This is a genomic window from Bacteroides sp. AF32-8BH (assembly GCF_003435205.1).
In the GTDB taxonomy this organism is placed as follows: domain Bacteria; phylum Bacteroidota; class Bacteroidia; order Bacteroidales; family Bacteroidaceae; genus Bacteroides; species Bacteroides ovatus.
In genome coordinates this window covers 246,514-271,835 of sequence record NZ_QVLZ01000003.1, presented here as the reverse complement: position 1 = coordinate 271,835, position 25,322 = coordinate 246,514, and the positions used below count along the sequence as shown (strand labels likewise).

Below are 25,322 nucleotides of genomic sequence, written 5' to 3'. Positions count from 1 at the left end.
GAAGATTATTTATTCACAATAGAAGAAGTACCACCAAATTTGACGAAGAACCTCTAAAACTTCATTTATTTTCATGGATAACAAGTATTTTATATAAGTATGACATCATTATTAGTTTAACTGCATCAATACATTATACTTTTCTACCGTTTGACCAGCCCAATCTTTGCATTCAGTTTGAAATAATAGACTCCATTCTCTCTCTCCAGGAACCCGTATTTGTCTTTCTCTAAAGATCCTTTTTCTAAACGGGTATTTAAAAACAAAAAATCCTCCATTATTTGCTTTTCCGATTTATGATAACAGAGCACTTCTCCATTTCCATCCACCAATAGAATACCTTCCACTGCCGAATCCAATCCATTGTAAATCTTTGCAGGACGCATTCCCAATACTAATGCCATCAAGAACTGCTTCATCTTGAATTCATAGAACTTATGCTTATTGATTAGTTCATCTTTAATCTTCAACGGATTCATTTGTTTAATAACTTCCGTCAACTCACTAATACGGGAGATACCATCCAAATGCATGATACGAACCATTTCTGTCAGTACACGTGGAAAATGCAGATCAATCATCAAAAGATTACTGCGGAATACGCGGTCGGCTACATCAGCGTATTTAAGTACGCCCCCCAAACGTTCGATCATCATCATCCGTTCGGCAACTTCATTCGGAGATTCAGGCAAAGCATTGATTTTATTCACTGTTGGAGTGGCAAATTTGACTCCACTCTGTTCCAGTTTAAGATTCGCTGCACGTCCTCCGTCCAACAACGGATTCATTACGCCCAACCGTGAACGGACATTGAAACCTCTTAACGGAGCTTTCGGATGCCAAAATGCAATGGAAAAATCTGTGCGATCTTCTGTTTTTGCTTCCAAATCGAAAATTGCAGCTTCGTCTAAAAACTCTTCTACTCCTTCCGGAGAAACAACATCATTTTCCGACGAAGATTTCACAGCCTGTAATATCAGATCAGCTACAATACCAAAATCTTCACGAGGCATGGACTTACTCCCATTCTCTCCTTCTATACGAATCGTATCTTCTTCAATATAATATTGACGTGTTCCATCATGTTCTTCCCGTTGAATCATTGCAACAGGCCAAAATGTATCTCCCGCCTTTGCTTCTGCTGTGCCTAACACTACTTTTCCATCTGCTAAGAGACGAAAGAAAGAATAGAGTTCGCACCATTCTTTTTTGGTTGCTTCAAATGCCATATATTTTTGTTCTTCTTTATTTTACTACAAATGTTCTATCTTAATTCTACTACTGAATTTTCCTAACTATGAGTTGCTTCTACTGATTGATAACCTGCGGTAAGGTTACAGACGACACAACCGGAGGAACTATATGAGTCACCTCCTCCAATGGAGGGAGCTTGCCTACCTGTGCAAACAGGGAGTTTCGTATCCATTCTCTGGGAGTGACTATGATAAATCGTCCCGTCCAACAACCATCAAAATAGGAAGGGTTACCCGGCTGTTTCTTAATGGGATAACAGATGTTTTCTCCTTTAGTCCGCATCTCCGGCGAACGTCCGGGATCATTCACCCACACATGTTTATCATCAATGCCACGAAGCACCATCCAGTGCCCTCTCGGACCAGGACGCAAACCACGAACTGCACCTGTATATCTCACATTTACAAGCACAGGAATGCCACGATCAATATAATCTTTCAATATCCGATAATCTTTCTGCTGGAAATGTTCGGCACTTATCATGTTTTCATAATAACGTGTCAACGAATCAATCTCAAAAGAATAATATCCTCCCTGCCCTATTGAAGTACGGCGACGGAAAGGAGCACGTTTTTTCAGAAAGTAGTTCCGCTGATATTCAATCAGTTTCTTTTCTGCATCCTGGGCTGTACGTTGTGTATCAGCCGTCATTCCCTTAAAATAATCAAAGACCATTAACGAAGAAGCCAGAGAGCAATGCGAGTAAGGGCATCCCGCGATTTTCTGCGAATACCACGGAACAGGAATATTATTAGGAGCCAGTTTTTGAGTTTCCTGTATTTGTGCTTGCGCCTGAACGCTCATCCATACAAAGGAACTTAAAAACAGACTAAAAATTATGTGACATTTATTTATCATGCAATCCACTCTCTATCTCTATTACTACTTCTAATACTTTACCTACAAAATATTCTCATCATCAAGAATCCGCGCTGTCTCCACCTTCTCCAAACGTGCACGCAACTTAGGCATCATCGAACGACGAATCCGCAATGTCATGCTACAATCCATGTCATACGACTGATTAAGAATCTCCGGTTCCTCTTCTTTCACAATGCGCATGACATCATTCATAAAAGGATATTCAAACATTACCGTCACATCCTCATCTACCGTCTTTTCTATAATAGTAGCGGCAGCAATCGCTTCGGCAGCAGCGGCCTTGTAAGCAACAATCAATCCACTTGTCCCCAACTTGATTCCTCCAAAATAACGAACTACTATAATCAGTATATCCGTCAGTTCATTCGAGTTTATCTGTCCGAGAATAGGTTTACCCGCTGTTCCGGAAGGTTCTCCGTTGTCATTGGCACGGAAATCCTTTCGCGCAGCTCCCAACATATAAGCATAGCATACATGCCGTGCATCATAATACTTTTTCTGATACGTTTCAAGATGCATCTTTATCTCATCGAGAGTACGCACAGGAAGGGCTATAGCAATGAACTTGCTTCGTTTTTCCGTATAAATACCTTCGGAAGGCTCAATGATGGTTTTATAAGTATCTTCAGCAGTCATGTTGCAAAGATACGGCTTTAATGAGAAAAGTCAATCTATCATTTGGAAATATTAATGTTCCACTTATCGATGATAGGCAGTTGGGGGAATTAAAAATAGTGACGCTATCCAATAAAAATAGTGACGGTATACCACAACGATACCGTCACTATCCCGGGCATATCCCGTCACTATTTTTTCTACATCAATCAAGCGTCACATCTACTGATATAGTCCCTATCAACAATGATTTTCGCATCATCTTACAGATATTTTTTAATCTAACTTATGAATCACCAGTCCCGAACGAAGTTTCGGTTCAAACCAAGTAGTCTTCGGCGGCATAATATTGCCTGTATCTGCAATATCCATCAACTGTTTCATAGATACGGGATAGAGAGCCAAAGCCACTTTCATTTCACCGCTATCCACACGCTTCTTGAGCTCTCCCAATCCACGGATACCACCGACAAAATCAATACGTTTATCAGAACGCAGATCCTTTATACCTAAAACTTCATCCAAAATCAAGTTGGAAGAGATTGTAACATCAAGCACACCAATAGGGTCGTTATCATTATACGTACCGGCCTTAGCAGTCAAGCTGTACCATTTACCACCCAAATAGAGTGAAAAATTATGTAAGCCGGATGGTTTATAGATATCCGCACCCTTCTCTTCTACTATAAAGTTTTTATCAAGTGCAGCCAGGAATTGCTCGGGAGTCAAACCATTGAGATCTTTCACTACACGATTATAATCGATGATGGTTAGCTGGTTTGCAGGGAAGCAAACAGCCATGAAGTAATTATATTCTTCATCACCACGATGATTCGGATTTTGCTTTGCTTTCTCTGCTCCCACCAATGCAGCAGCGGCAGAACGGTGATGCCCGTCAGCAATATAAAGAGCAGGCATTTTAGCAAATTCGGCAGTAATGGTAGCAATATCTGCATCCTGGTCGACAATCCAGAAAGTATGTCCAAAGCCATCACCCGGAGCGATAAAGTCATAAACCGGCTTGTTTGCTGTATATTTCTTTATAATAACATCCAGCTTCTCATTATCAGGATAAGCAAAGAAAACAGGCTCAATGTTTGCGTTGTTCACACGTACATGTTTCATACGATCCTCTTCCTTGTCACGACGGGTAAGCTCATGCTTTTTGATAATACCATTCATATAATCGGGAACATAAGCACCGACCACCAATCCGTATTGCGTTTTCCCGTTCATCGTCTGGGCATAGATATAATAGTTTTCCTTATTATCCTGCACCAACCAGCCTTTGTCCTGAAACAGTTGGAAATTCTCGGCAGCTTTAGCATACACCCGTTCGTCGTGTTCATCCATACCAACAGGGAAATCTATTTCCGGTTTAATAATATGATAAAGAGACTTTTCGTTACCTTCCGCTTCTGCGCGGGCTTCTTCAGAGTTCAGTACATCATAAGGACGTGAAGCGACCTGTTCTACGAGGTTTTGCGGAGGACGAATGCCCTTGAAAGGTTTGATTATTGCCATGATATTAGTATTTTATATGTAAAAAATTAAAGCCACAGACTTCTTGAAAATCTGTGGCTCAAATATACTACTTATTTCTAAAAAAGACATTCTGCAACGGATTGTTTTTATTCAGATACTACCATAGTTATCCTGAAAAATCCGGCAGACTTATTCAGAATCTTACTTGTTTACTCTAAATTTCTCGCAACCATCTTTCAAGAAGCCCACAATTTGTTGAGCAGCAGCAATACCGGCATTGATATTTGCTTCGGCAGTTTGAGCACCCATCTTCTTAGGAGTTGAGAAATAACGTCCGGCAAACTTTTCTGCAAACTCTGCGTTAGCAGCAGGCATAATATCTGTGATATATTTGAAGTCTGCACGCTCTTCCATCAGTTTGATTAGTTCTGCTTCGTTAATCACTTCCTTACGGGCAGTGTTTACCAACATAGCACCTTTCGGCATATCTTTCAACAGAGCATAATTGATAGAGTTCTTTGTTTCGGCAGTTGCCGGAATATGAAGAGATACCACCTGGCAAGTCTTGTACAATTCTTCTGCAGAATCAAGTGCTTTCACACCATCTTTTTCGATTACTTCTTTCGGGCAGAATGCATCATAAGCATACACTTCCATTCCGAAACCTTTGGCAACACGAGCTACATTGCGGCCTACGTTTCCATAAGCATGAATACCCAATTTCTTGCCCATCAATTCTGTACCGGAAGTTCCGTTATAGAAGTTACGGACAGCATATACCATCATACCCAAAGCAAGTTCGGCAACAGCATTAGAATTCTGTCCCGGAGTGTTCATCACGCATACATTGTGAGCTGTGGCAGCAGCCAGGTCCACATTATCGTATCCTGCACCGGCGCGAACTACGATTTTCAATTCTTTAGCAGCATCAAGCACCTCTGCATCAACAATATCACTACGGATAATGATGGCATTAGCATCTTTCACTGCATCCAGTAACTGGGCTTTTTCTGTATATTTCTCAAGTAAAGCAAACTCGTATCCGGCTGCTTCTATTTCTTTACGGATACCGTCTACTGCAACTTTAGCAAACGGTTTATCAGTAGCTACAAGTATTTTCATAATCTAATTCTGTTTATAAAGACTCACCACAGATTACCCAGATTCTCACAGAATAAAAAAAATCTGCGTCCGTCTGTATAATCTGTGGTGAAAATATTATTAATGAAGTTTTTCAAATTCCTGCATACAATCAATCAAAGCTTGTACGCTTTCTTTCGGCAGAGCATTGTAGCAAGATGCACGGAAACCACCTACAGAACGGTGTCCCTTGATACCTACCATACCTCTTTCAGTAGCAAACTTCAAGAAGTCAGCTTCGAAGTCTTTGTATTCGGGAGCCATCACGAAACAGATGTTCATACGTGAACGGTCTTCTTTGGCAGCAGTACCCACGAACATTTTGTTACGGTCGATTTCAGCATACAACATATCCGCTTTTTCAATGGCACGACGTTCCATTTCTTTCACACCACCCTGTGCTTTGATCCAGCGAAGCGTCTGCAATGCTGCATAAATAGGTACAACAGGAGGAGTGTTAAACATAGAGCCACTGTCAACATGAGTCTGATAATTCAACATCGTTGGAATGTAACGGGAAACCTTACCCAATGCGTCATTCTTAACGATAACGAATGTAACACCAGCAGGAGCCAGATTCTTTTGTGCACCACCATAAATACAGATATATTTAGAAACGTCGATCGGACGTGAGAAAATATCAGAAGACATATCGGCAACCATCGGAACCGGAGAATCGAGGTCTTTCTTCAATTCTGTACCGTAAATTGTGTTGTTAGTCGTGATGTGGAAATAATCTGCGTCTGTCGGGATTGTATAATCTTTGGGGATATAAGTATATGTAGCTTCAGCAGAGGAAGCAACTTCTACAACTTCACCAAACCCTTTAGCTTCTTTCATAGCTTTCTTTGCCCATACACCGGTGTTTAGGTAAGCAGCTTTTTTTTCGAGGAAGTTATAAGGAACCATGCAGAACTCCATACTAGCACCTCCACCCAGGAACAGTACCGAATAGCCTTCGGGGATATTGAGTAATTCCTTGAATAATGCCTCTGCTTCGTCAACCACAGGTTGGAAGTCTTTGGCGCGGTGGCTGATTTCCATCAAAGAGAGACCAGAGCCGTTGAAATCTAAAATAGCCTTCGCTGTATCCTCTATCACCTCACGCGGAAGAATGGAAGGTCCTGCATTGAAATTATGCTTTTTCATTTGAAGTTTGTTTTTGGTTTAACAATTTCGTTACTTTTGTCTTTTGACCTTGCGAATTTACGAATTTATTTCCGCCGCACAAATCTTTCCTTATAAAAATACTGTTTTAAAGCAGATTTTCCTTTCTTTTTATTGGTTTATACAGGATATATACACCATTTTGTTATCCATAGATGTCAAGTAAGGTATCTTACAGAAAAGATCTTTACTTCGCTTCTTCTATAATAGTCTTCATTCCTTTGATTTTCTCCCCCTGAATCAGATTCAAGAGTTGCTTCACCTTAGCCTGGCGAACAGCGACAAAAGCATAATGTTCTTTGACGTCAATCGCTCCGACATCTTCGCGGGTCAGATTTCCTTTTTTATATAAGAATCCGGCAATATCTATCCGGCTAAGTTTCTCCTTTTTTCCTTTACCTATATAAATGGTAGCCCAGACCGATTTCGGAGGCCGGGGAGGGTTTTCAGGCAACACTACTATCTCCATTTCTTCCAGAATATAAGAAGGAAGTTTCTCTTCGGCATGAAGAATCAGATAAGACGTTCCGGTCGCATCCCAACGTGCTGTTCGTCCGTTGCGGTGCGTAAAGGCTTCTTCATTGACCGGCAAATGATAATGGATGATATGTCCGACTTCCGGAATATCCAGTCCACGGGCAGCCAGATCGGTAGAAATCAATACATGACAACTGCCATTACGGAACTTGTAAAGCGCACGTTCACGGTCCGGCTGTTCCATACCACCATGAAAACGTTCTGCGAGTAGTTTTTTATCCGCCAATAACTGATGTACACGGTCCACCGCATCCCGATGATTACAAAACACAATGCTCGAACTGCTCCCCAATGTACAAAGCAGGTTATATAAAGTATCAATCTTATCTTTGGAAGGCGAAAGCACCTTCATCAATTTCAAGCGCGACTCTTGTTCTTCAGAATCGTCCGAAAGGAAGTTCAACTTAACTGTGCGGTTCAATCCTGTAAATTCGGGAATCTCTTCGGCATCGGTAGCTGAAAGCAACATACGTTTTTTTAATCCCGGAAGCTGGGTGATAATCTCTGCCATTTCATCGTGGAAACCAAACTCCAACGATTTGTCGAACTCGTCGATAATTAAAGTTTCAATGGTTTCGGGATTGAAATTTCCTTTAGACAGATGGTCGGTGATACGTCCCGGAGTACCAATGATGATAGCAGGATGATTGCCCAATATACTTTTCTTTTCTTCGGCGATAGGATGCCCACCGTAACAACAGCAGGTTTTCCAGGAAGTCCCCATTGCTTTGAATACAGAATCTATCTGTAAGGCCAGCTCACGCGAAGGAACGAGAATCAAAACCTGCACGCTGTCATCGTTCGGTTTTAGAGTAAGGAGTAAAGGTAACAGATAAGCCAATGTCTTGCCCGATCCTGTCGGTGACAACAGTATAACGTCTTTTCTTCCGGTAGCTTGTTCAAGTGATGCTTCCTGCATCGGATTCAGCTCCTCAATCTTCAAATTGCGGAGAGCCGACTGTATAATTTCATTTTTCTCTAACATGGGGGCAAAGATACAAAAAGGAAAGAGTACGGAGATAAAAATGCAATCAAACTTTAGCCATGCCGGTCAATATATAATAACCTTTCAGATTATTCTCTTTCATGTAAATGGTTACTTCTGCCCTACAAGCTGTCACCAAGGCATATCCCGTTAAACTTGAACTCATAGCTTTGACAAATGAATACTCTGTATCATTGTGAATAAAAGATATACGATGATATTCCATAACCTATTGTACTTTAATAATTCTATTGTGTAGCCAAATATACGAATATAATAGATAAGTACGGATAAAAAAGGAGAACTATCTTTAAAACAGACATAAAATAGATACAAACCATAACGGAAAGACATTATGAGATAATAGTAAAAAAAAGCGGGAAATCGAAGAAGCATTACTGCTTTTCAGATTTCCCGCTCTGTGTTTATGTAACCTTTCCAGTCATTGTTCCGACCGGTTTGTTCTCTTCTGCGAATTATCCTCCGAAGTTGTCGAACATCAGGTTCTGTGCCGGAACGCCAAGATCGTCGAGCATCTTCTCAACAGCTTTCGACATCGGACCAGGACCACACATGTAGTATTCAATATCTTCAGGAGCTTCGTGATTCTTCAGGTAAGTTTCGTAAATTACGTTGTGAACGAATCCCGGAGTGTACTTCACACCTGCAGCATCAGCAGCAGGGTCCGGACGGTCGAGAGCCAAATGGAAAGTGAAATTCGGGAAGTCCTTTTCGATTTGCAGGAAATCTTCCAGATAGAACACTTCGTTCAGCGCACGGGCACCGTAGAAGTAAGACATCTTACGGTCAGTAGTATGCAATGTCTTGGTCAAGTGCATGATTTGCGCACGCAACGGAGCCATACCGGCACCACCACCAATCCACATCATTTCCTTCTTAGAATCGAAGATTGGGTGGAAGTCTCCGTAAGGACCGCTCATTATTACCTTGTCACCCGGTTTCAGAGTAAAGATATAAGAAGAAGCGATACCCGGCATTACGTCCATAAATCCAGGACCTTGTTCTTTCGGTTTGAACGGCGGAGTAGCGATACGTACTGTCAGCATGATACGGTCACCTTCGGCAGGATAGTTGGCCATAGAGTAAGCACGGATTGTTTCCTCGTCGTTCTTACACTTCAGACCCAGCAAACCGAATTTCTCCCATGCAGGAAGATATTCATCACCAATCAAGCTCTTATCAATGTCCTTGTCATAGTCCATTGAGAATTTAGGAATCTTAATCTGTGCGTAAGAACCCGGGATAAAGTCCATGTGTTCGCCTTTAGGCAGAGCAACGATGAACTCTTTGATAAATGTTGCCACGTTCTTGTTGGAGATTACTTCGCACTCCCACTCTTTTACGCCCAGAATAGATTCGTCGATCTTGATAGACATATCATTTTTCACTTTCACCTGACAGCCCAGACGCCAGTGGTCTTGTTGTTGTTTACGGCTGAAGTGAGGAGCTTCGGAAGGCAGGATTTCTCCACCACCTTCGAGCACCTGGCATTTGCACTGTCCGCAAGAACCCTTACCACCACAAGCAGATGACAGGAATACTCCGTTTACAGACAGCGTATTGAGCAAAGTAGAACCGGAAGCCACTTCCAATTCCTTTTCACCGTTGATTGTCAGTTTTACGTCTCCTGATGGCACCAAGAAATTCTTGGCAACCAACAAGATTACAACAAGCAACAGAATAACCACAAGGAATACCCCAATGCTCGCTAATATTAAATTCATATCCATTGTCTTATTCCTTTCTTTTTAGATGTTCAAACCAGAGAAACACATAAACGCAATTGCCATCAGACCTACTGTGATAAATGTGATACCCAAGCCCTTCAACGGAGCAGGTACGTCAGAGTAAGCCATTTTCTCGCGGATAGCAGCCAGACCTACGATAGCCAGCAACCAACCGATACCGGAACCCAATGCATAAGAGAGGGCATCCCAAATATCACCAATGTATTTCGGATCACTCGGACCAACGTTAATACGTTGTTGCATAAACAGAGAGGCACCCATGATTGCACAGTTAACGGCAATCAAAGGCAGGAAGATACCCAGCGAAGCGTACAGTGACGGAGTGAAACGTTCTACCACCATCTCCACCAATTGCACGATACCGGCAATTACGGCAATGAAAAGAATAAAACTCAAGAAGCTAAGGTCGACACCTTCAATGATAGCATTGGCAGCCAGCACCTTAGTTTGCAACAGGTAGTTGACCGGAAGCGTCACCAGCAACACGAAAGTCACGGCGATACCCAGTCCTACGGCAGTCTTCACATTCTTCGAAACAGCCAGGTATGAACACATACCCAAGAAGAATGCGAATATCATGTTGTCCACAAAGATAGAGCGGACGAATAAACTTAATAAATGTTCCATAATTCTTTTTGATTTATGATTTATGATTTATAATTTATGATTCAGCAGACTTATCATGCGACTATGACTATAAAGCTAGACATAAATCATAATTCAGAAATCAGAAATAATTAATTACTTTGTTCTTGCAATTCTTTATGACGTGCACGTTGATACCAGATAATGCATGCTACGATAATCAATGCCATCGGCGGCATCAACATCAAGCCGTTGTTTACGTATCCGATATTTTGAATCGGTTCATAATTCAGGATATTGAAACCAAGCAATGTTCCCGAGCCAAACAGTTCGCGGAAGAAAGCAACGATAATCAAAATCTTGGCATAGCCTAAACCATTACCTACACCATCCAAGAAAGACTCCCAAGGACCGTTCTGCATGGCAAATGCTTCCAGACGTCCCATCAAGATACAGTTGGTGATAATCAAACCTACATAAACAGAGAGCTGTACGCTTACGTCGTAAGCAAACGCTTTCAGGATTTCACTTACGATAGTTACCAAAGCAGCTACCACAACCAACTGGACGATGATGCGGATGCGGTTAGGAATAGTCTTACGCAACAGTGAAATAACAACGTTGGCAAATGCAGTAATCACCGTTACTGAAAGTCCCATCACGATGGCAGGCTCCAGCTTTGCGGTAACAGCAAGTGCAGAACAGATACCGAGCACCTGTACGGTTACCGGATTATCAATTCCCAGCGGAGCAGAGAATACTTCTTTATTTTTCTTTGAAAACAGTTGTCCCATATTCTATCTTTCTCCTCCTTATTATTTAGTTAAAAAACTCAAGTAACTATTCAGGCAAGACTTCAACATGGCATCTACACCTACTGAAGTGATTGTACCACCGGAGATACCATCCACTTGGTAATCAGGTTTCTCTACCTTGCCATTTTTTACGACTCCCAAAGTGATAGCTCCATTTTCCAAAGTCTTCTTACCTACAAATTCATTTTGGAAATGTTCGGTTGCAATTTCAGCACCCAGACCCGGAGTTTCACTAGCGTGTGAGAAGTAAGTACCGTAAACGGTATCTTTATCTTCGTTCAGTGCAACGTATCCCCAGATAGCGCCCCAAAGACCGGCACCGTATACAGGAACTACGTATTTAGTCTGACCGTCCACTTCGCATACAAACACGTGCAGACGTTGTTGTTCTTTTGCTTCTTTCTCGTAGTTGGTAGCAAATTCGCCCGTATTTTCGGTCAGCGTACCGTCTACGTTCATCAGCATATCCCCTTTCACATATTTCTGATATTCAGCATCCGCATCTTCCACATTCTTAATGTTCAATGCAGCGAGGATTTGTTTCTTAGTGTCCAACTGCACATTCTTGTCTTGTGTAGATTTCAGTGAAGAACTAACGAATGCCAGCAGGAATGCTACGATAATAACCATTACCGAAGCATAAATGATAGTATAACTATTACTATTCGTATTCATTTTCTTTCGGTATTTATTGGTTAGACTTGATAGTGCGTTTCTCGCGACGGCTGATATTGCTTTGTACTACACAGTAGTCAATCAGCGGAGCGAAGATGTTCATCAACAGGATGGCAAGCATCATACCTTCCGGATAACCCGGATTCAATACGCGGATAACGATAGCCATCACACCGATCAGGAATCCGAAGATATATTTACCTCTTTCTGTACGTGCGGAAGTCACAGGGTCAGTAGCCATAAATACGGCACCGAAGCAGAAACCACCAAGAACGAGGTGTTCGTACCAAGGCATTTGAGCCATTGTGTTGTTTTCCATGCCGATTGAGTTGAATACCCATGCCATGAATGCGCCACCTACGAATACGGAAATCATTGTCTTCCAGCTTGCAACACCTGTCCAAAGCAGGATAACGGCACCAATCAGGATGGCGATTACGCTGGTTTCACCGATAGAACCCGGAATCAGACCTGTAATCATATCCATGTTGAATGCAGGCACACTGCCTGATGTAGCAGCTTGTCCCAGCGGAGTGGCAACGGTGAGTCCGTCTACGCTTTGTCCTAAACCGAAGATGCTGTCGCCTGACACCCAAACGGCATCACCGGACATCTTGGTCGGGTATGCGAAGAACAGGAATGCACGAGTAATCAACGCAACGTTGAATACGTTCATACCTGTACCACCGAATACTTCTTTTGCGAAGATAACAGAGAATGCAGTAGCTACGGCAAGAATCCACAACGGACAGTCTACCGGAACGATCATCGGGATCAAGATACCGGAAACAAGGAATCCTTCCTGGATTTCTTCTTTCTTCCATTGAGCTACGACGAACTCAATGCCAAGACCTACTACGTATGATACGATTATTTTAGGCAGTACTGCCAGGAATCCGTAGATAAACATTTCGATGAAGCTGCCAGTAGCACCTGTGTGAGTGAAATGCTGGTAACCTACGTTGTACATACCGAACAGCAAAGCCGGTATTAACGAAATAACCACAATCGACATGATGCGCTTGCTATCGATTGCGTCATGTATGTGCGTTCCCGTTTTCGCAGTCTTGCTGGGCACGAACAGGAATGTTTCGAAGCCGTCAAACACCGACTGGAATGCGTGGAATTTGCCGCCCTCCTCAAAGTTCGGCTTTATCTTATCGAGATAATTTCTTAACGCTTTCATTTATTTAATTGAAAATTGAAAGTTGAGAGTTGAAAATTGGCTGTGCTGGGTTTATGCTGTATCCACAGAGAGCCGTTTCGCAAGATTTCAACTATCGCTTATTTTAATTTTTATTATTTAATCTCTTATTCGATTACGCCATTTCTGAACGGAGCATATCGAGTCCGGCACGAACGATGCGTTGCAGTTCCATCTTTGAAGAGCAGACGAATTCGCAAAGGGCGAAGTCTTCGGGAGCTACTTCGTAGATGCCGAGTGCTTCCATACGGTCGATGTCACCGGCGATAATTGCTTTAATCAGATATTCGGGCAGAATGTCCATTGGGAATACTCTATCGTATTCACCCGACATAATCATGTGACGTTCGCCACCTTTGATACGGGCATCCAACGTATATTCCTTCTTACCCATCAACCAGCTGAAATAAGAACGATTGGCACTGAACTGGTTGAAGCGTGGCATGATCCATCCAAGCATTTCGTGAATGTCGTCACCTTCGGGGATAACAGTCAGTTGGCTATGGAATGCGCCCAAGAATCCGTTCGGGGATACTTGCTTTCCTGTCAGCACGTTACCGCTGATGTAGCGTAAATCTTTGTCTTTTGTTACATTGCCGGCAAACACGTTGGTGAGCAATGCGCCTACCTGTAGTTTGCAGTATGCAGGTTTCAACACTTCGGAACCTGTCACAGCTACTGTACGGGTGAAATCTACATGGCCTGTATTGAAGAGGCGACCGATGAAGATTACGGCTTGCGGATCAATAGTCCATACCGTTTCGCCCTTGGATACGGGGTCGAGGTGGTTGATCTGAACGCCTACATTACCTGCAGGGTTCGGTCCGTCGAATGCGGTGATTGTAACGTTCTTAGCCTGTGTCAGTGCGGCAGCGTTCTGTTTCACACTGATGTTCAGGTAGGTTTTTGCCAGTTTGGCAAGAGCATCAAGCCCTGTCTGGAAGTTTGCTTCTTCGCCTTTGAGGGCGAACTCGAAATCCGGAGCCAATGGATTGGTATCGAATGCGGAGATGAAGATTCCTTTCGGGGTTACCGTCGGATCTGCAATGATGTCATAAGGACGCTGTTTGATAAACGCGAAAAGTCCAGCTTCCAACAGAGCGGATTTCACAGCTTCAGCATCCATCGAAGCAACATTCTTTTTCCCAAAATCTTCATAGTCCTGCTCTGCAGCAGCTTCTACTACGATGTTCAATACCTTACGACGAGCACCACGTTCTACACTCGTCACCACGCCGCTCACCGGCGAAACAAATTTCACTTCAGGATGATACTTGTCGATAAACAAGGGTCCACCAGCCATTACATATTCCTGCTCTTTCACAACTACCTTAGGCGTCACTCCAGGAAAGTCATCGGGTACAAGTGCGTAGAATCCCGGTTCTTTTACTGTTGCGTACGTTTCAGCAGCTTTTCCTTTCAGGTTTATGTCAAGGCCTTTACGTAACTTTATTACATTTGCCATGCTATATAAAATAATGGTTTCATAAATTTGCCGCAAAAGTAATAAATAAGATTGGGATTCGGGAGGAAAAAAGAAAGGAATTACGGAAAAATATCCGTAATTCCTTTCGTGTTCGTGCACGTAATCTTTTATCTTTTGTTCCGGAACAAAAGACAGAAGCAAAGAAAAAGAACTATTCAGCAAACATAGGATCCCAAGCAGGAAGTCGGATAGGCTTCTGTTTCAACACCTCGAGAGCTTTTTTCGATGCATATTTCGTTTCTACTACTAGGCGGAACATATATTCGTTAAACCAATCATCTGTCATAATGAGATAACCCTGATAACCGGCGGCGGGTCCCCAACTATTTTCAACCATCCATTTCGTCGGTTTTCCATTTTTGTCAAGATCGACGGCCATAAGAGTCATGGCGTGACTGGAGCCACTGGCAAAACTTTGGATACGTTGCTTCTTGTTCATGCCAAAAGAAGTACCCATAAGAGATTCGTAGTCGTAGTTTTTGACATCCAGCAGACCACGGTCAGAGTTTAGGAACTTACCTACATCGCAAGAAAAATACATCATCGTGCTATCCTTGAGAGAAGAAATAGCCATTTCTTTGATATCCTCGATGGGAAGATTGACATAAGTCCAGTTTTTGCCGTCGTAACGGTGGCGGTCGTAGTCTATCTCATAACACTTATAATATTCACGGCTCGGATCGTTCATTAACATGACATAATTATCAATCAGTTTTTCGTCACCATACTTTTTCAGGAAAGAAAGCGGAGTGTAAGTTTCGGTAGACACAGGCTCACCCTTAGCGTTATATTCAGTCCAGGTAAATTCAGTAGGAGGAACACCGAGATTCAACACTAACATGCGGTAGATGGTGCTCAACATCTCTGTTTTTGTTTTCTCAAGGGCAGCAGGCTTGGCACCTTGCGCAGCGAGATCACGGAGTTGAAGCCCCTGTTCACGAAGTTTCAGGGCGATCAGGCCTGCCATACGGGAGGTATTTTCACTACTGTTGGTTTCCGGCATCACATCTTTGGGAACAAGCCCGTATTTACTGACAATATCGGCTACACCGGTAAATGTTCCACCGTCACTCAAAGGATTGCGGAAGAGCCATTCCACCATTTTATCATCCATCGGCTTACTGCTGGTGTCGATAATACCTTGCAGAAAGAGATTAGCTTTCTCCAGCTGATCGAAGAAGAAAGGATAAGTTTGCGAAAATTCGAAAGAACCGAGGTTATGCTTGGCGATCGCTTTGGCACGCATCACATTCAAACCTGTGAAAAGCCAGCAACGGCCGGAAGATTTCTGATCGGTGATACCTTTGGAAGGCACTTTGATGGAGAAATGTGTGTCCATCCCTTTCAGGTTATCCTGATTGAGAGCCAGTTTACGAATGTCGTTGCTACCGATAGCGTTGCGGATAGCCTTGTCAGTAGGAGTGTTTGCGTAACTCTGCTTGATTTGTTGCATCATGGAGTCGCTGATGCCTCCTTTCACTTCTTGCGCTTGTGTAGAATAAGAAAAAGCACATAAAACAAAAATTGATAAAATCTGTTTATTCATTGATTTGATATTAAAATGTTGTCATATTTCACCTTCTTATAATAGATAAAACATATTACTCTTTTGCAAAGGTTGTTGAATTCTTAGATATATGCAAACAAACTCCTAAAAAACGAATAATGTTTTTTAGCAAACAATAATAACTTATTGTAGAAAAACCTGCAGATAGAATAAATAATCGTATATTTGCACACAAAATTAAAACACAACAAAATGACAAGCGCAAAATCAGTACGATATAATTGGATTGACTGGAGTAAGTCAATAGCTATATTTCTAGTTATTTGGGGACATGTACCAATGCAATCAGAGACGCACACGATCATCTATTCCTTTCACATGCCACTTTTCTTTCTTATATCCGGTTACTTATACAACCCTAAAGGAACAATAAAAGAAGAATTATATAAGGATCTCAAGACTTTGCTGCTCCCCTATCTCATCTATCAATTCATATTTTACCCGTATTGGTTTGTTAGAGAACTTATAGTACCTCATCAAGTCATCAATATACACAATAGTATCATACAACCCCTCATTCAATCACTGTCGTCAGACCCCATTAACGGCCCCACATGGTTTATATATTGCCTGTTTATGATAAAAATATATTCCTACACTATACAAAAAAAACAATCAATATACTGGTTGACGGCAGGTATCAGCAGCCTAGTCTCCATACTCATTTGTTATTGGCTCAACCAACACTCCATCTATGGTACCTATGCTACACATAGTTTTTTTGCATTGCAAATATTCTTTTTTACCGGACAAGCATTGAAACGGACAAAGATAAAAAACATCGCAAATTCCTTGCATCAAAGTATCATCTGGCTGATTTTATCCATTGTTTCATTTGCCACATTTTTTTCGATGGGATACACCAGTAACTATACAACACTGCCCGAAATAGTAAATTTCCACCTCCTGGGATTCACCGGAAGCTGTATGATTCTTGGAATCGGATTTATACTCAACCAAATTACATCCACCATAAATTATAATGTATCAATAGGCACAATGGTTATTTTAGGTATACATTGGATGTTCATAGGTGTATTCAATTTTGCTATAGAAAAATACCTGCATATCGATAATATTACCTACTCTACATTCATAGCCTTTATTATAAGTCTACTTATTACAGCAATCAATTATCCACTCATTATATTCTGCAAGAAGCATATCCCTCTACTGTTAGGAAAAATCCGCATACCAAAATAGCCTTTATTTGCCCTTAGAATGACTTTTTTAGATTTATTATCTAAGAACTTCAAAACTAATCAAAATAAAAGAGTTTTCTTTGCAGTCGAATTCCTCACAGAGAAATTATGAAGAAATATATAATAGGAATATTGATGATGCTTCCATCCATCAATATGATGTCAGCCGCGGCTGATAGTACGGCAGTAAAGAGCGATGAACTGCAAAGGTCTACAACTTCTATCAGTGATACTACTCCTACAGATATTGAAGACATCCCGTCAGATACCATTCCTGTCCTTTCAAAGCGCGAGCTGCGTCGCCAGCGCGTGGCAAACCGGAATTTACACTATAACATATTGGGTGGTCCCAGTTATACGCCGGATTTTGGTTTACTGGTGGGCGGTAGCGCACTGATGACATTCCGGATGAATCCGAGTGATACCACCCAACGACGTTCGGTAGTGCCGATGGCCATTGCCTTGATGTTCAAAGGCGGCTTGAACCTGATGACAAAACCACAGCTCTTTTTTAAAGGCGACCGCTTCCGTATCTTCGGAACTTTCTCATATAAAAATACAATCGAAAATTTTTATGGCATCGGATATTCCACTAATAAAGATTATGAACGTGGAGAAGATACCAGTGAATACCGTTATAGCGGCATCCAAGTAAACCCCTGGTTCCTGTTCCGTCTGGGAGAAAGCAATATTTTTGCAGGTCCCCAAGTCGATTTGAACTATGATAAAATTACCAAACCGGCTGCCGGAATGGTTAATGAGCCCTCATATATAGCGGCAGGAGGAACAGAACACGGATACAAAAATTTCAGTTCCGGACTTGGTTTCCTGCTGACGTATGACACACGTGATATTCCTGCAAATGCATATAGCGGAACCTACCTCGACTTTCGGGGAATGATGTATAACAAGGTATTCGGCAGCGATAATAACTTTTACCGTTTGGAAATCGACTACCGCCAATACAAAACAGTAGGACGCCGCAAAGTGATAGCCTGGACAGTGCAAAGCAAAAACGCATTCGGAGATGTACCCCTAACAAAATATGTACTTAGCGGGACCCCCTTCGATCTTCGCGGTTACTACATGGGACAGTTTCGCGACAAGTCCTCGCATGTCATGATGGCCGAATACCGCCAGATGATAAATACGGACAAAAGCACTTGGGTAAAAAAGATGTTAAGTCATATAGGATATGTAGCCTGGGGAGGATGCGGATTCATGGGACCCACTCCAGGCAAGATAGAAGGTGTGCTTCCCAACCTCGGATTAGGGTTACGCGTTGAAGTTCAACCCCGTATGAATGTACGCCTTGACTTCGGCAGAGACATGGTGAACAAGCAGAATTTGTTCTACTTCAACATGACAGAAGCCTTTTGACGCCATTTACGCGACAAATTGTGCACAAATTACAAGAAAGATTGTAAAATAGATAATAAAAGACTGCACATAAATGAAATTAATCCTTATATTTGCGCAAGCTATAACACAGCAAGAGCAAATAATAGGATTTTTTTATGAAGCAATTTATATGTTTTTTTTCGGGGTTATTACTTCTGTTCGTCTCTACCACTCGTGTAGTTGCACAAGAAGTGTCTGACTATTCTCAACTAAGTGAAGAAGATTATACTAAAATAGTACTTCCCCCTCTATCCGTTTTATTCGAAAATGCCAAGAACAGCCCCATTTATGAGATGGCGGACGTAAAGGCGAGAATCGAGCGCAAATTACTCCAAAAAGAGAAATGGTCATTTCTGGGTTTCTTCAGTCTACGGGGAAGCTATCAATACGGAATGTTCGGCAATGAGTCCACCTATACGGACGTGGCACTCGCCCCATACCTCACCTACTCCACCCAGGCACAAAATGGCTACACAGTAGGTGCCGGTCTAAGCATCCCCTTAGACGACCTATTCGACCTCAAGGGTAAAATCAGCCGGCAAAGGCTCACATTACGCAGTGCAGAATTGGAACGGGAAGTGAAGTACGACGAAATCAAGAAGAATATTATTGAGATGTATGCGATGGCTACCTCACAGATAAGAGTACTTAAAATGAGAAGTGAAAGTTTGGTACTTGCTAATGTGCAATATGAAATTTCTGAAAAGAATTTTGCCAACGGAACCATAGAATCTTCCGACTTGGCCGTAGATAAAGAAAGGCAGTCAACTGCACGTGAGGCATATGAGAATAGCAAGTTTGAATTGACAAAGAGCTTAATGATACTTGAGGTTATTTCACGTACTCCCATCATAAGAAAATAAAAAAACTAAGATATGAACTTCATCATTTCTATCATACGGACCCTCTTTCGCCACCGTTGGCTAATACTGGTAGGGACCGCTATCTTCACGTTACTCGTCTTCTACTATACGCGTCACATGCAAGGTGGATACGACGTGAAAGCAACACTTTATACCGGAGTAGCCTCGGGATACAACTTGGAAAGCGATAAACGCACAGACTGGGCGACAGTACAAAATTCGATGGACAACCTGATAAGTATCATGCAAGCCGAGAGCACCCTGAAAAGAGTATTCCTGCGATTATTTGCCCGTGTACTTATCCAGGGAAATCCGGACAATGACAACGACGGAGTCACCCCATCCAGCTACAATTACACCTATAACCACTTAAAAAACAGTCCGCATGGACCGGAAATATTAAAGCTGATCGACAAATCGAGCGAAGATAAAACAGTTGCCAATCTGGAAGCATATATGCGTCCGAAAAAAGGTAACTACATCTATGAAATGTTCTACTACAATCACCCTTTCTATAGCTACAACGCTTTGAAAAACATCAAAGTGCAACGCCGGCTCACGAGTGATTTGCTGGACATCAGCTATACTTCCGGCGATCCCGGCATAGCCTACAACACGGTAAGCATCCTGATGGACGAATTTGTGGAAGAATACCGCCGTATTCGCTACGGAGAAACAGACAAAGTCATCAAATACTTTGAGGAAGAGTTGAAACGCATCGGCAAAAAACTCAACTCGGAGGAAGACGACCTGACCAAGTACAACGTAGAAAAACGTATCATCAACTATCTGGACGAAACCAAAGAAATCGCGGCCATCAGTAAAGAATTCGAGCTGCGGGAACAAGATGCACTTTTTGCATACAACAGTACCAAGTCAATGCTCGAAGAACTGGAGAAGCACATGGACAGCAATGCCAAGCAAGTGCTCAAGAATATGGAATTTGTGGACAAATTAAGAGAAGCATCCAATATCACCAGCAAAATCTCGGAAGTGGAAGCAATGAGCGACTCCAAACAAAAAGATACCGGATCTCTGACAGGTGACAAAAAACGGTTGAGCGAACTTAAACAAGAATTAAATGATTTAACCACTTCCTACGTAAGTCATAAATACACCAAAGAAGGTGCCAGCCGGACCAATATCATCGACCAATGGCTGGAACAAACTCTGTTGTTTGAAAAAGCTAAGGCCGAACTACTAATTGTACAAAATGCCCGTCAGGAATTGAACGACCGTTATGTATTTTTTGCCCCTGTGGGTACCACCATCAAGCAAAAAGAACGTTCCATCAACTTTACGGAACGCAGTTACCTGACCGTGTTACAAAGCTACAACGAAGCCCTGTTGAGAAAGAAAAATCTGGAAATGACTTCTGCTACATTGAAAGTGCTCAATGAACCGACCTATCCGATTGCATCCAATTCAACCAACCGCAAGCAGATTGTCATTGCCGCCTGCATAGGTAGTTTTCTGATAATCATCGCTCTATTATTATTAATCGAGATTCTTGACAGAACGTTGCGTGATGCAAACCGAACCAAACGAGTGACCGGATTTAAGGTAATAGGAGCCGTTCCCAGCCCCTCCTCTTCCCGTTATGGCGGACTAGCCAAAACTTACGTCCAACTCTCCATCAAAGAATTGAGCAACTCCATACTCCGCTTCCTGACAAAGCGGAAATCCCCCGGAGTATTTATCATCAACCTGTTCAGTACCAGCGAAAACTCCGGTGAGGACATCGTTGGAAATCTGATCTGCGGATATATGCAAAGCCGGATGTTAAATACGAGATTCATCACGTATGGAGAAGATTTTAACACAGATTCTACTCAATATCTGCTTGCAAAAAACATTACCGATTTTTATACCCTGCAAGGAGAAGACATACTAATCGTTGCCTATCCGCCATTGTCATCAAGCAATATCCCGACTGCACTGTTGCACGACGCTAATGTCAACATTTTGGTCAGCCCGGCAGACCGCGGATGGAAAACCATCGACAAACAACTTTGCGAACAGCTCACGACACAAATGGGTAAAACGGATGTTCCGTTCCGTGTGTGCCTGACCAACGCCAAGCGTGAGGCAGTGGAAGATTTCACCGGACAACTTCCGCCATATACCTTATTACGCAGAGTCAGCTATCGTTTCAGCCAATTGTCACTTACAGAAAAAATCATATTCAATCTAAGTAGAAAAGCGAAAGAGACTGAAGAAGACGATGACGAATAATAAGATAGTGACTTTCCATATCCTGTTTGCTTTACAATTTGTGTTGGTTGCAGCAGGTATGTTAGTAAATATCAAGGTAGGGTTATTCTCTATGATAATTATCTTGTTATTTACTACTATCTGTTTGATACAACTTAACAATGATGAACAAACCAACTGGAAAGCAGGTCAAAACATCATGACCTATATGTTCACAATCTGGTTGTGCTTCTATCTTCTCGAAATTCTTAATCCCAACAACGTGCTGGCAGCATGGAACATCAATCTTACCCCTTATGCGCTGATACCTTTAATATGCGCCTTTGTTGTTCCGCTCGTTGTCCGCACAAAAAAAGACATCGAGCTGCTATTAATCATCTGGTCGGTATTCGTCCTCGTCTTTACGATAAAAGGTTACTGGCAAAAAAACTATGGTTTCAGCTCCAAAGACCTCTATTTCCTGCACGTGCTGGGTGGATGGCGTACACATATCATCTGGTCGGGTATCCGCTATTTTTCCTGCTTCTCCGACGCAGCAAACTACGGAGTACATGCCGCCATGTCCGCTGTAGTCTTTGCCATCTCCGCCTTCTTTGTGGAGTCCAAATGGCTACGCATTTACTTCCTCTGCATCGCCGTCGGGGGACTTTACGGAATGGGTATTTCGGGAACCCGTGCAGCTATGGGAGTCATCATGGGAGGAATGTTGATGATAACCGTCATTGCCAAAAACTGGAAAGCGTTATTGGCAGGTATATTCATATCCATCAGCGTTTTCGTGTTCTTCAGTTATACCAATATCGGAAGCGGGAACCAATATATCCACAAGATGCGCTCCTCTTTCCATCCATCCGAAGACGCTTCCTACCAGGTGCGTGTCGAAAACCGGCAAAGAATGAAAGAGTTGATGGCAAAGAAACCGTTAGGCTACGGCATTGGACTCTCCAAAGCCGGTAACTTCGATTCACGAGAGCAAATGCCCTACCCTCCCGACTCATGGCTAGTCAGCGTATGGGTGGAAACGGGAATTGTGGGACTGATACTCTACCTTTCCATACACGGCATTCTCTTTGCCTGGTGCTCCTGGATACTCATGTTTAAAGTACGCAACAAAGGCCTGCGTGGACTTATCGCAGCGTGGCTCTGTATGGATGCCGGATTTTTTATCGCCACTTATGTCAACGACATTATGCAGTATCCCAACCAGTTGCCCGTATACATAGGCTTTGCACTCTGTTTTGCAGCTCCACATATCGACAAGCGCATCAGTGAAAAAAAAGAAGAAAGCGAAGAAAAAGAACGGCAGCTATCTAATAACGAAATCAACGAACAAGAATGACAAACAATAGTCCCGACATATCATTTATTACCATCTGTTACAACGGGTTCAAAGACACCTGTGAACTGATAGAATCACTGCACAAAAAGCTGAAGTCTGTGAGCTATGAAATCATAGTGGTAGACAATGCTTCACGCGAAGATGAAGCAGCCAAAATACACGAATTATACCCAACGGTTATCAGCATCCGCAGCAATGAGAACGGAGGTTTTTCCGGTGGCAACAACATTGGCATCCGTGCAGCAAAAGGCAAATACATTTTCCTTATCAATAACGATACATATATCGAATCCGATGAAATCGCCTACTTGGTGGAACGATTGGAAAGTCGTCCGGAAATCGGAGGCGTGTCTCCTAAAATACGTTTCGCCTTTCCGCCGCAACACATACAGTTTGCAGGATTTACCCCGCTGACAAAGATAACATTGCGCAACAATATGCTGGGTTTCGACTGTCCCGATGACGGAAGTTACGATACCCCCCATCCTACCCCCTATCTACACGGGGCAGCCATGATTATCAAACGCGAAGTGATCGAAAAAATCGGAATGATGCCGGAAATCTTCTTCCTTTATTACGAAGAACTCGACTGGAGCACAAGTATGACCCGTGCCGGCTACGAGCTATGGTATGAGCCGCGTTGCACTGTTTTTCATAAAGAAAGCCAAAGCACCGGTCAACTAAGCAAACTACGCACCTATTTCCTGACACGAAATCGCCTGCTCTATGCCCGCCGTAATATGAAAGGCATGGAACGATTGATGTCCGTACTTTACCAGAGCACCATTGCAGCCGGCAAAAACAGTCTGTCATTCGCTTTCAAAGGCCGTTTCGACCTGTTTTGTGCCACCTATTATGGAGTCTGCACAGGGCTATTCATGTCTTCATCAGATACTAACAATAGCACACTTAAAAAACTCTAGATACTATGAACATTATTGACTGGATTCTCTACATTCCCCTGGTATTTTGCGTATGCTACCTATTACTATACGCTATTGCCTCCAAGTTTTACCGGGCTCCCCAATACCCCGAAGCCCGTACGCTCCGACGCATCGTTGTGCTCTTTCCCGCCTACAAGGAAGACCGCGTGATTGTTGCTTCCATACAGAGCTTTCTTGAACAGGATTATCCGAAGGAACTCTATGAGATCATAGTCATTTCCGATCAGATGCGACCGGAAACAAACGACGCTCTGGCCGCCCTTCCCATCCGCCTGTTGATGGCAAATTACAAGGAAAGTTCGAAAGCCAAAGCACTGGCAATGGCCATGGATTCCATTGATACAAATGCATTCGACATTGTAGTCATCATGGATGCCGACAACATGACCACGCCCGATTTCCTGTCTACCATCAACCGTGTTTTTGACAGCGGCATAAAATCCGTACAGGCGCACCGGACAGGAAAGAATCTGAACACAGACATTTCCGTGCTCGACAGCGCCAGCGAAGAAATAAACAATGGATTCTTCCGCAGCGGACACAACGCAGTAGGACTTTCTGCCGGGCTATCCGGTTCGGGAATGGCATTCGAAGCAGAATGGTTTCATCAGAACGTGAAATATCTCCAGACAGCAGGTGAAGACAAAGAATTGGAAGCCATGCTCCTGCAACAGCGCATCTATACCGTTTATCTGCCCGACCTGCTTGTGTTCGACGAGAAAACGCAAAAGAAAGAGGCCATCAGCAACCAGCGCAAACGCTGGATAGCTGCACAATTCGGTGCACTCCGTGCTTCGCTGCCTCACCTACCCAAAGCATTTTTGCAAGGAAATTTCGATTACTGCGACAAGATATGCCAATGGATGCTTCCGCCACGATTGATTCAGTTGGCAGGAGTATTCGGCTTGACCTTTGTCTTTACCATTATCGGCCTTATATTGAGCCTATGCAATGGCAGCAACGAATGGATGATAGCCATCAAATGGTGGATATTGTCGGCTGCACAAGTAGCGGCCATGACGCTACCCGTACCGGGCGGCAGACTATTTACCAAACAGGTAGGGAAAGCAATCACCAAAATGCCTATGCTGGCTGTTACTATGATTGGTAACTTATTTAAATTGAAAGGAGCCAATAAAAAGTTTATCCATACGGAGCATGGTGAACACCATAAATAAAAATCAAACATAACA

General features: G+C 42.7%; 22 protein-coding genes. 7 read left to right on the top strand and 15 right to left on the bottom strand.

Translation table 11 applies throughout. The features are described 5' to 3' along the window. Positions 1 to 143: 143 nt before the first annotated feature. From DWZ47_RS03940 to DWZ47_RS03865, 15 genes are all read right to left on the bottom strand, one after another. Positions 144 to 1,229, bottom strand: a complete 1,086-nt coding sequence (locus tag DWZ47_RS03940) for an HpaII family restriction endonuclease (RefSeq protein WP_004300402.1) — start codon at positions 1,227 to 1,229, stop codon at positions 144 to 146. A gap of 79 nt (positions 1,230 to 1,308) precedes the next feature. Beyond that, positions 1,309 to 2,058, bottom strand: a complete 750-nt coding sequence (locus tag DWZ47_RS03935; protein WP_004300401.1) for a C39 family peptidase — start codon at positions 2,056 to 2,058, stop codon at positions 1,309 to 1,311. 96 nt (positions 2,059 to 2,154) lie between these two features. Next, positions 2,155 to 2,772 (bottom strand): IMPACT family protein, encoded by a 618-nt coding sequence (locus tag DWZ47_RS03930; RefSeq protein ID WP_004300400.1) that lies wholly within the window; start codon positions 2,770 to 2,772, stop codon positions 2,155 to 2,157. Positions 2,773 to 3,027: 255 nt separating this feature from the next. Then, a complete protein-coding gene (locus DWZ47_RS03925) occupies positions 3,028 to 4,275 on the bottom strand; it encodes a DUF1015 domain-containing protein (protein WP_004311623.1) in 1,248 nt (415 codons plus the stop codon). Between the two features lie 162 nt (positions 4,276 to 4,437). Next, positions 4,438 to 5,358: an NAD(P)-dependent oxidoreductase gene (locus DWZ47_RS03920; RefSeq protein ID WP_004300396.1), complete on the bottom strand. Its 921-nt coding sequence runs from the start codon at positions 5,356 to 5,358 to the stop codon at positions 4,438 to 4,440. Positions 5,359 to 5,457: 99 nt separating this feature from the next. Continuing rightward, complete coding sequence (gene serC, locus DWZ47_RS03915; protein WP_004300395.1) at positions 5,458 to 6,525, bottom strand: 3-phosphoserine/phosphohydroxythreonine transaminase; 1,068 nt, start codon at positions 6,523 to 6,525, stop codon at positions 5,458 to 5,460. A gap of 205 nt (positions 6,526 to 6,730) precedes the next feature. Then, positions 6,731 to 8,065, bottom strand: coding sequence for a DEAD/DEAH box helicase (locus tag DWZ47_RS03910; RefSeq protein WP_117512351.1), 1,335 nt, complete (start codon positions 8,063 to 8,065; stop codon positions 6,731 to 6,733). A gap of 46 nt (positions 8,066 to 8,111) precedes the next feature. Continuing rightward, complete coding sequence (locus DWZ47_RS03905; RefSeq protein ID WP_004306317.1) at positions 8,112 to 8,291, bottom strand: hypothetical protein; 180 nt, start codon at positions 8,289 to 8,291, stop codon at positions 8,112 to 8,114. Between the two features lie 250 nt (positions 8,292 to 8,541). Continuing rightward, complete coding sequence (gene nqrF / locus DWZ47_RS03895) at positions 8,542 to 9,816, bottom strand: NADH:ubiquinone reductase (Na(+)-transporting) subunit F (RefSeq protein WP_074557185.1); 1,275 nt, start codon at positions 9,814 to 9,816, stop codon at positions 8,542 to 8,544. 18 nt (positions 9,817 to 9,834) lie between these two features. Beyond that, positions 9,835 to 10,461, bottom strand: coding sequence for an NADH:ubiquinone reductase (Na(+)-transporting) subunit E (nqrE, locus tag DWZ47_RS03890; protein WP_004306319.1), 627 nt, complete (start codon positions 10,459 to 10,461; stop codon positions 9,835 to 9,837). 110 nt (positions 10,462 to 10,571) lie between these two features. After that, a complete protein-coding gene (locus DWZ47_RS03885; protein WP_004300389.1) occupies positions 10,572 to 11,213 on the bottom strand; it encodes an NADH:ubiquinone reductase (Na(+)-transporting) subunit D in 642 nt (213 codons plus the stop codon). A 21-nt stretch (positions 11,214 to 11,234) separates the two neighbouring features. After that, a complete protein-coding gene (locus DWZ47_RS03880; protein WP_004300388.1) occupies positions 11,235 to 11,909 on the bottom strand; it encodes a Na(+)-translocating NADH-quinone reductase subunit C in 675 nt (224 codons plus the stop codon). A 13-nt stretch (positions 11,910 to 11,922) separates the two neighbouring features. Further along, positions 11,923 to 13,095, bottom strand: coding sequence for an NADH:ubiquinone reductase (Na(+)-transporting) subunit B (locus DWZ47_RS03875; protein WP_004300387.1), 1,173 nt, complete (start codon positions 13,093 to 13,095; stop codon positions 11,923 to 11,925). A 133-nt stretch (positions 13,096 to 13,228) separates the two neighbouring features. Then, the gene (locus DWZ47_RS03870) at positions 13,229 to 14,578 is read right to left on the bottom strand and encodes a Na(+)-translocating NADH-quinone reductase subunit A (RefSeq protein ID WP_004326958.1); all 1,350 of its coding nucleotides are present in this window, start codon (positions 14,576 to 14,578) and stop codon (positions 13,229 to 13,231) included. 172 nt (positions 14,579 to 14,750) lie between these two features. Next, positions 14,751 to 16,145, bottom strand: a complete 1,395-nt coding sequence (locus DWZ47_RS03865) for a C1 family peptidase (protein WP_004326957.1) — start codon at positions 16,143 to 16,145, stop codon at positions 14,751 to 14,753. A 213-nt stretch (positions 16,146 to 16,358) separates the two neighbouring features. On the opposite strand from DWZ47_RS03865, the gene DWZ47_RS03860 reads away from it, so the two are divergent. From DWZ47_RS03860 to DWZ47_RS03830, 7 genes are all read left to right on the top strand, one after another. After that, entirely contained in the window at positions 16,359 to 17,369 is a 1,011-nt protein-coding gene (locus DWZ47_RS03860; RefSeq protein WP_004326956.1) for an acyltransferase family protein, read from the top strand. A 107-nt stretch (positions 17,370 to 17,476) separates the two neighbouring features. Beyond that, positions 17,477 to 18,748 (top strand): BamA/TamA family outer membrane protein, encoded by a 1,272-nt coding sequence (locus DWZ47_RS03855; RefSeq protein ID WP_004300383.1) that lies wholly within the window; start codon positions 17,477 to 17,479, stop codon positions 18,746 to 18,748. 137 nt (positions 18,749 to 18,885) lie between these two features. After that, positions 18,886 to 19,632, top strand: a complete 747-nt coding sequence (locus DWZ47_RS03850) for a TolC family protein (protein ID WP_004300382.1) — start codon at positions 18,886 to 18,888, stop codon at positions 19,630 to 19,632. Between the two features lie 12 nt (positions 19,633 to 19,644). After that, positions 19,645 to 21,867 (top strand): GumC family protein, encoded by a 2,223-nt coding sequence (locus DWZ47_RS03845; RefSeq protein ID WP_004326955.1) that lies wholly within the window; start codon positions 19,645 to 19,647, stop codon positions 21,865 to 21,867. After that, entirely contained in the window at positions 21,857 to 23,185 is a 1,329-nt protein-coding gene (locus DWZ47_RS03840) for an O-antigen ligase family protein (protein WP_117512350.1), read from the top strand. Before DWZ47_RS03845 ends, DWZ47_RS03840 begins: the two co-directional genes overlap by 11 nt. Then, positions 23,182 to 24,108 (top strand): glycosyltransferase family 2 protein, encoded by a 927-nt coding sequence (locus tag DWZ47_RS03835; protein ID WP_008647266.1) that lies wholly within the window; start codon positions 23,182 to 23,184, stop codon positions 24,106 to 24,108. Before DWZ47_RS03840 ends, DWZ47_RS03835 begins: the two co-directional genes overlap by 4 nt. A 5-nt stretch (positions 24,109 to 24,113) precedes the next feature. Continuing rightward, entirely contained in the window at positions 24,114 to 25,307 is a 1,194-nt protein-coding gene (locus DWZ47_RS03830; protein WP_032843438.1) for a glycosyltransferase, read from the top strand. Positions 25,308 to 25,322: the final 15 nt, after the last annotated feature.

Excerpts from the sequence above, each read along its gene's own strand:
- DWZ47_RS03840 (WP_117512350.1), top strand. The coding sequence starts at position 21,857 with ATGACGAATAATAAGATAGTGACTTTCCATATCCTGTTTGCTTTACAA.
- DWZ47_RS03930 (WP_004300400.1), bottom strand. The coding sequence starts at position 2,772 with ATGACTGCTGAAGATACTTATAAAACCATCATTGAGCCTTCCGAAGGT.
- DWZ47_RS03935 (WP_004300401.1), bottom strand. The coding sequence starts at position 2,058 with ATGAGCGTTCAGGCGCAAGCACAAATACAGGAAACTCAAAAACTGGCT.
- DWZ47_RS03905 (WP_004306317.1), bottom strand. The coding sequence starts at position 8,291 with ATGGAATATCATCGTATATCTTTTATTCACAATGATACAGAGTATTCA.
- DWZ47_RS03835 (WP_008647266.1), top strand. The coding sequence starts at position 23,182 with ATGACAAACAATAGTCCCGACATATCATTTATTACCATCTGTTACAAC.
- DWZ47_RS03920 (WP_004300396.1), bottom strand. The coding sequence starts at position 5,358 with ATGAAAATACTTGTAGCTACTGATAAACCGTTTGCTAAAGTTGCAGTA.
- DWZ47_RS03925 (WP_004311623.1), bottom strand. The coding sequence starts at position 4,275 with ATGGCAATAATCAAACCTTTCAAGGGCATTCGTCCTCCGCAAAACCTC.
- DWZ47_RS03870 (WP_004326958.1), bottom strand. The coding sequence starts at position 14,578 with ATGGCAAATGTAATAAAGTTACGTAAAGGCCTTGACATAAACCTGAAA.
- DWZ47_RS03845 (WP_004326955.1), top strand. The coding sequence starts at position 19,645 with ATGAACTTCATCATTTCTATCATACGGACCCTCTTTCGCCACCGTTGG.
- serC (WP_004300395.1), bottom strand. The coding sequence starts at position 6,525 with ATGAAAAAGCATAATTTCAATGCAGGACCTTCCATTCTTCCGCGTGAG.
- DWZ47_RS03860 (WP_004326956.1), top strand. The coding sequence starts at position 16,359 with ATGACAAGCGCAAAATCAGTACGATATAATTGGATTGACTGGAGTAAG.
- DWZ47_RS03880 (WP_004300388.1), bottom strand. The coding sequence starts at position 11,909 with ATGAATACGAATAGTAATAGTTATACTATCATTTATGCTTCGGTAATG.
- DWZ47_RS03875 (WP_004300387.1), bottom strand. The coding sequence starts at position 13,095 with ATGAAAGCGTTAAGAAATTATCTCGATAAGATAAAGCCGAACTTTGAG.
- DWZ47_RS03855 (WP_004300383.1), top strand. The coding sequence starts at position 17,477 with ATGAAGAAATATATAATAGGAATATTGATGATGCTTCCATCCATCAAT.
- nqrF (WP_074557185.1), bottom strand. The coding sequence starts at position 9,816 with ATGGATATGAATTTAATATTAGCGAGCATTGGGGTATTCCTTGTGGTT.
- DWZ47_RS03940 (WP_004300402.1), bottom strand. The coding sequence starts at position 1,229 with ATGGCATTTGAAGCAACCAAAAAAGAATGGTGCGAACTCTATTCTTTC.
- nqrE (WP_004306319.1), bottom strand. The coding sequence starts at position 10,461 with ATGGAACATTTATTAAGTTTATTCGTCCGCTCTATCTTTGTGGACAAC.
- DWZ47_RS03850 (WP_004300382.1), top strand. The coding sequence starts at position 18,886 with ATGAAGCAATTTATATGTTTTTTTTCGGGGTTATTACTTCTGTTCGTC.
- DWZ47_RS03830 (WP_032843438.1), top strand. The coding sequence starts at position 24,114 with ATGAACATTATTGACTGGATTCTCTACATTCCCCTGGTATTTTGCGTA.
- DWZ47_RS03865 (WP_004326957.1), bottom strand. The coding sequence starts at position 16,145 with ATGAATAAACAGATTTTATCAATTTTTGTTTTATGTGCTTTTTCTTAT.
- DWZ47_RS03885 (WP_004300389.1), bottom strand. The coding sequence starts at position 11,213 with ATGGGACAACTGTTTTCAAAGAAAAATAAAGAAGTATTCTCTGCTCCG.
- DWZ47_RS03910 (WP_117512351.1), bottom strand. The coding sequence starts at position 8,065 with ATGTTAGAGAAAAATGAAATTATACAGTCGGCTCTCCGCAATTTGAAG.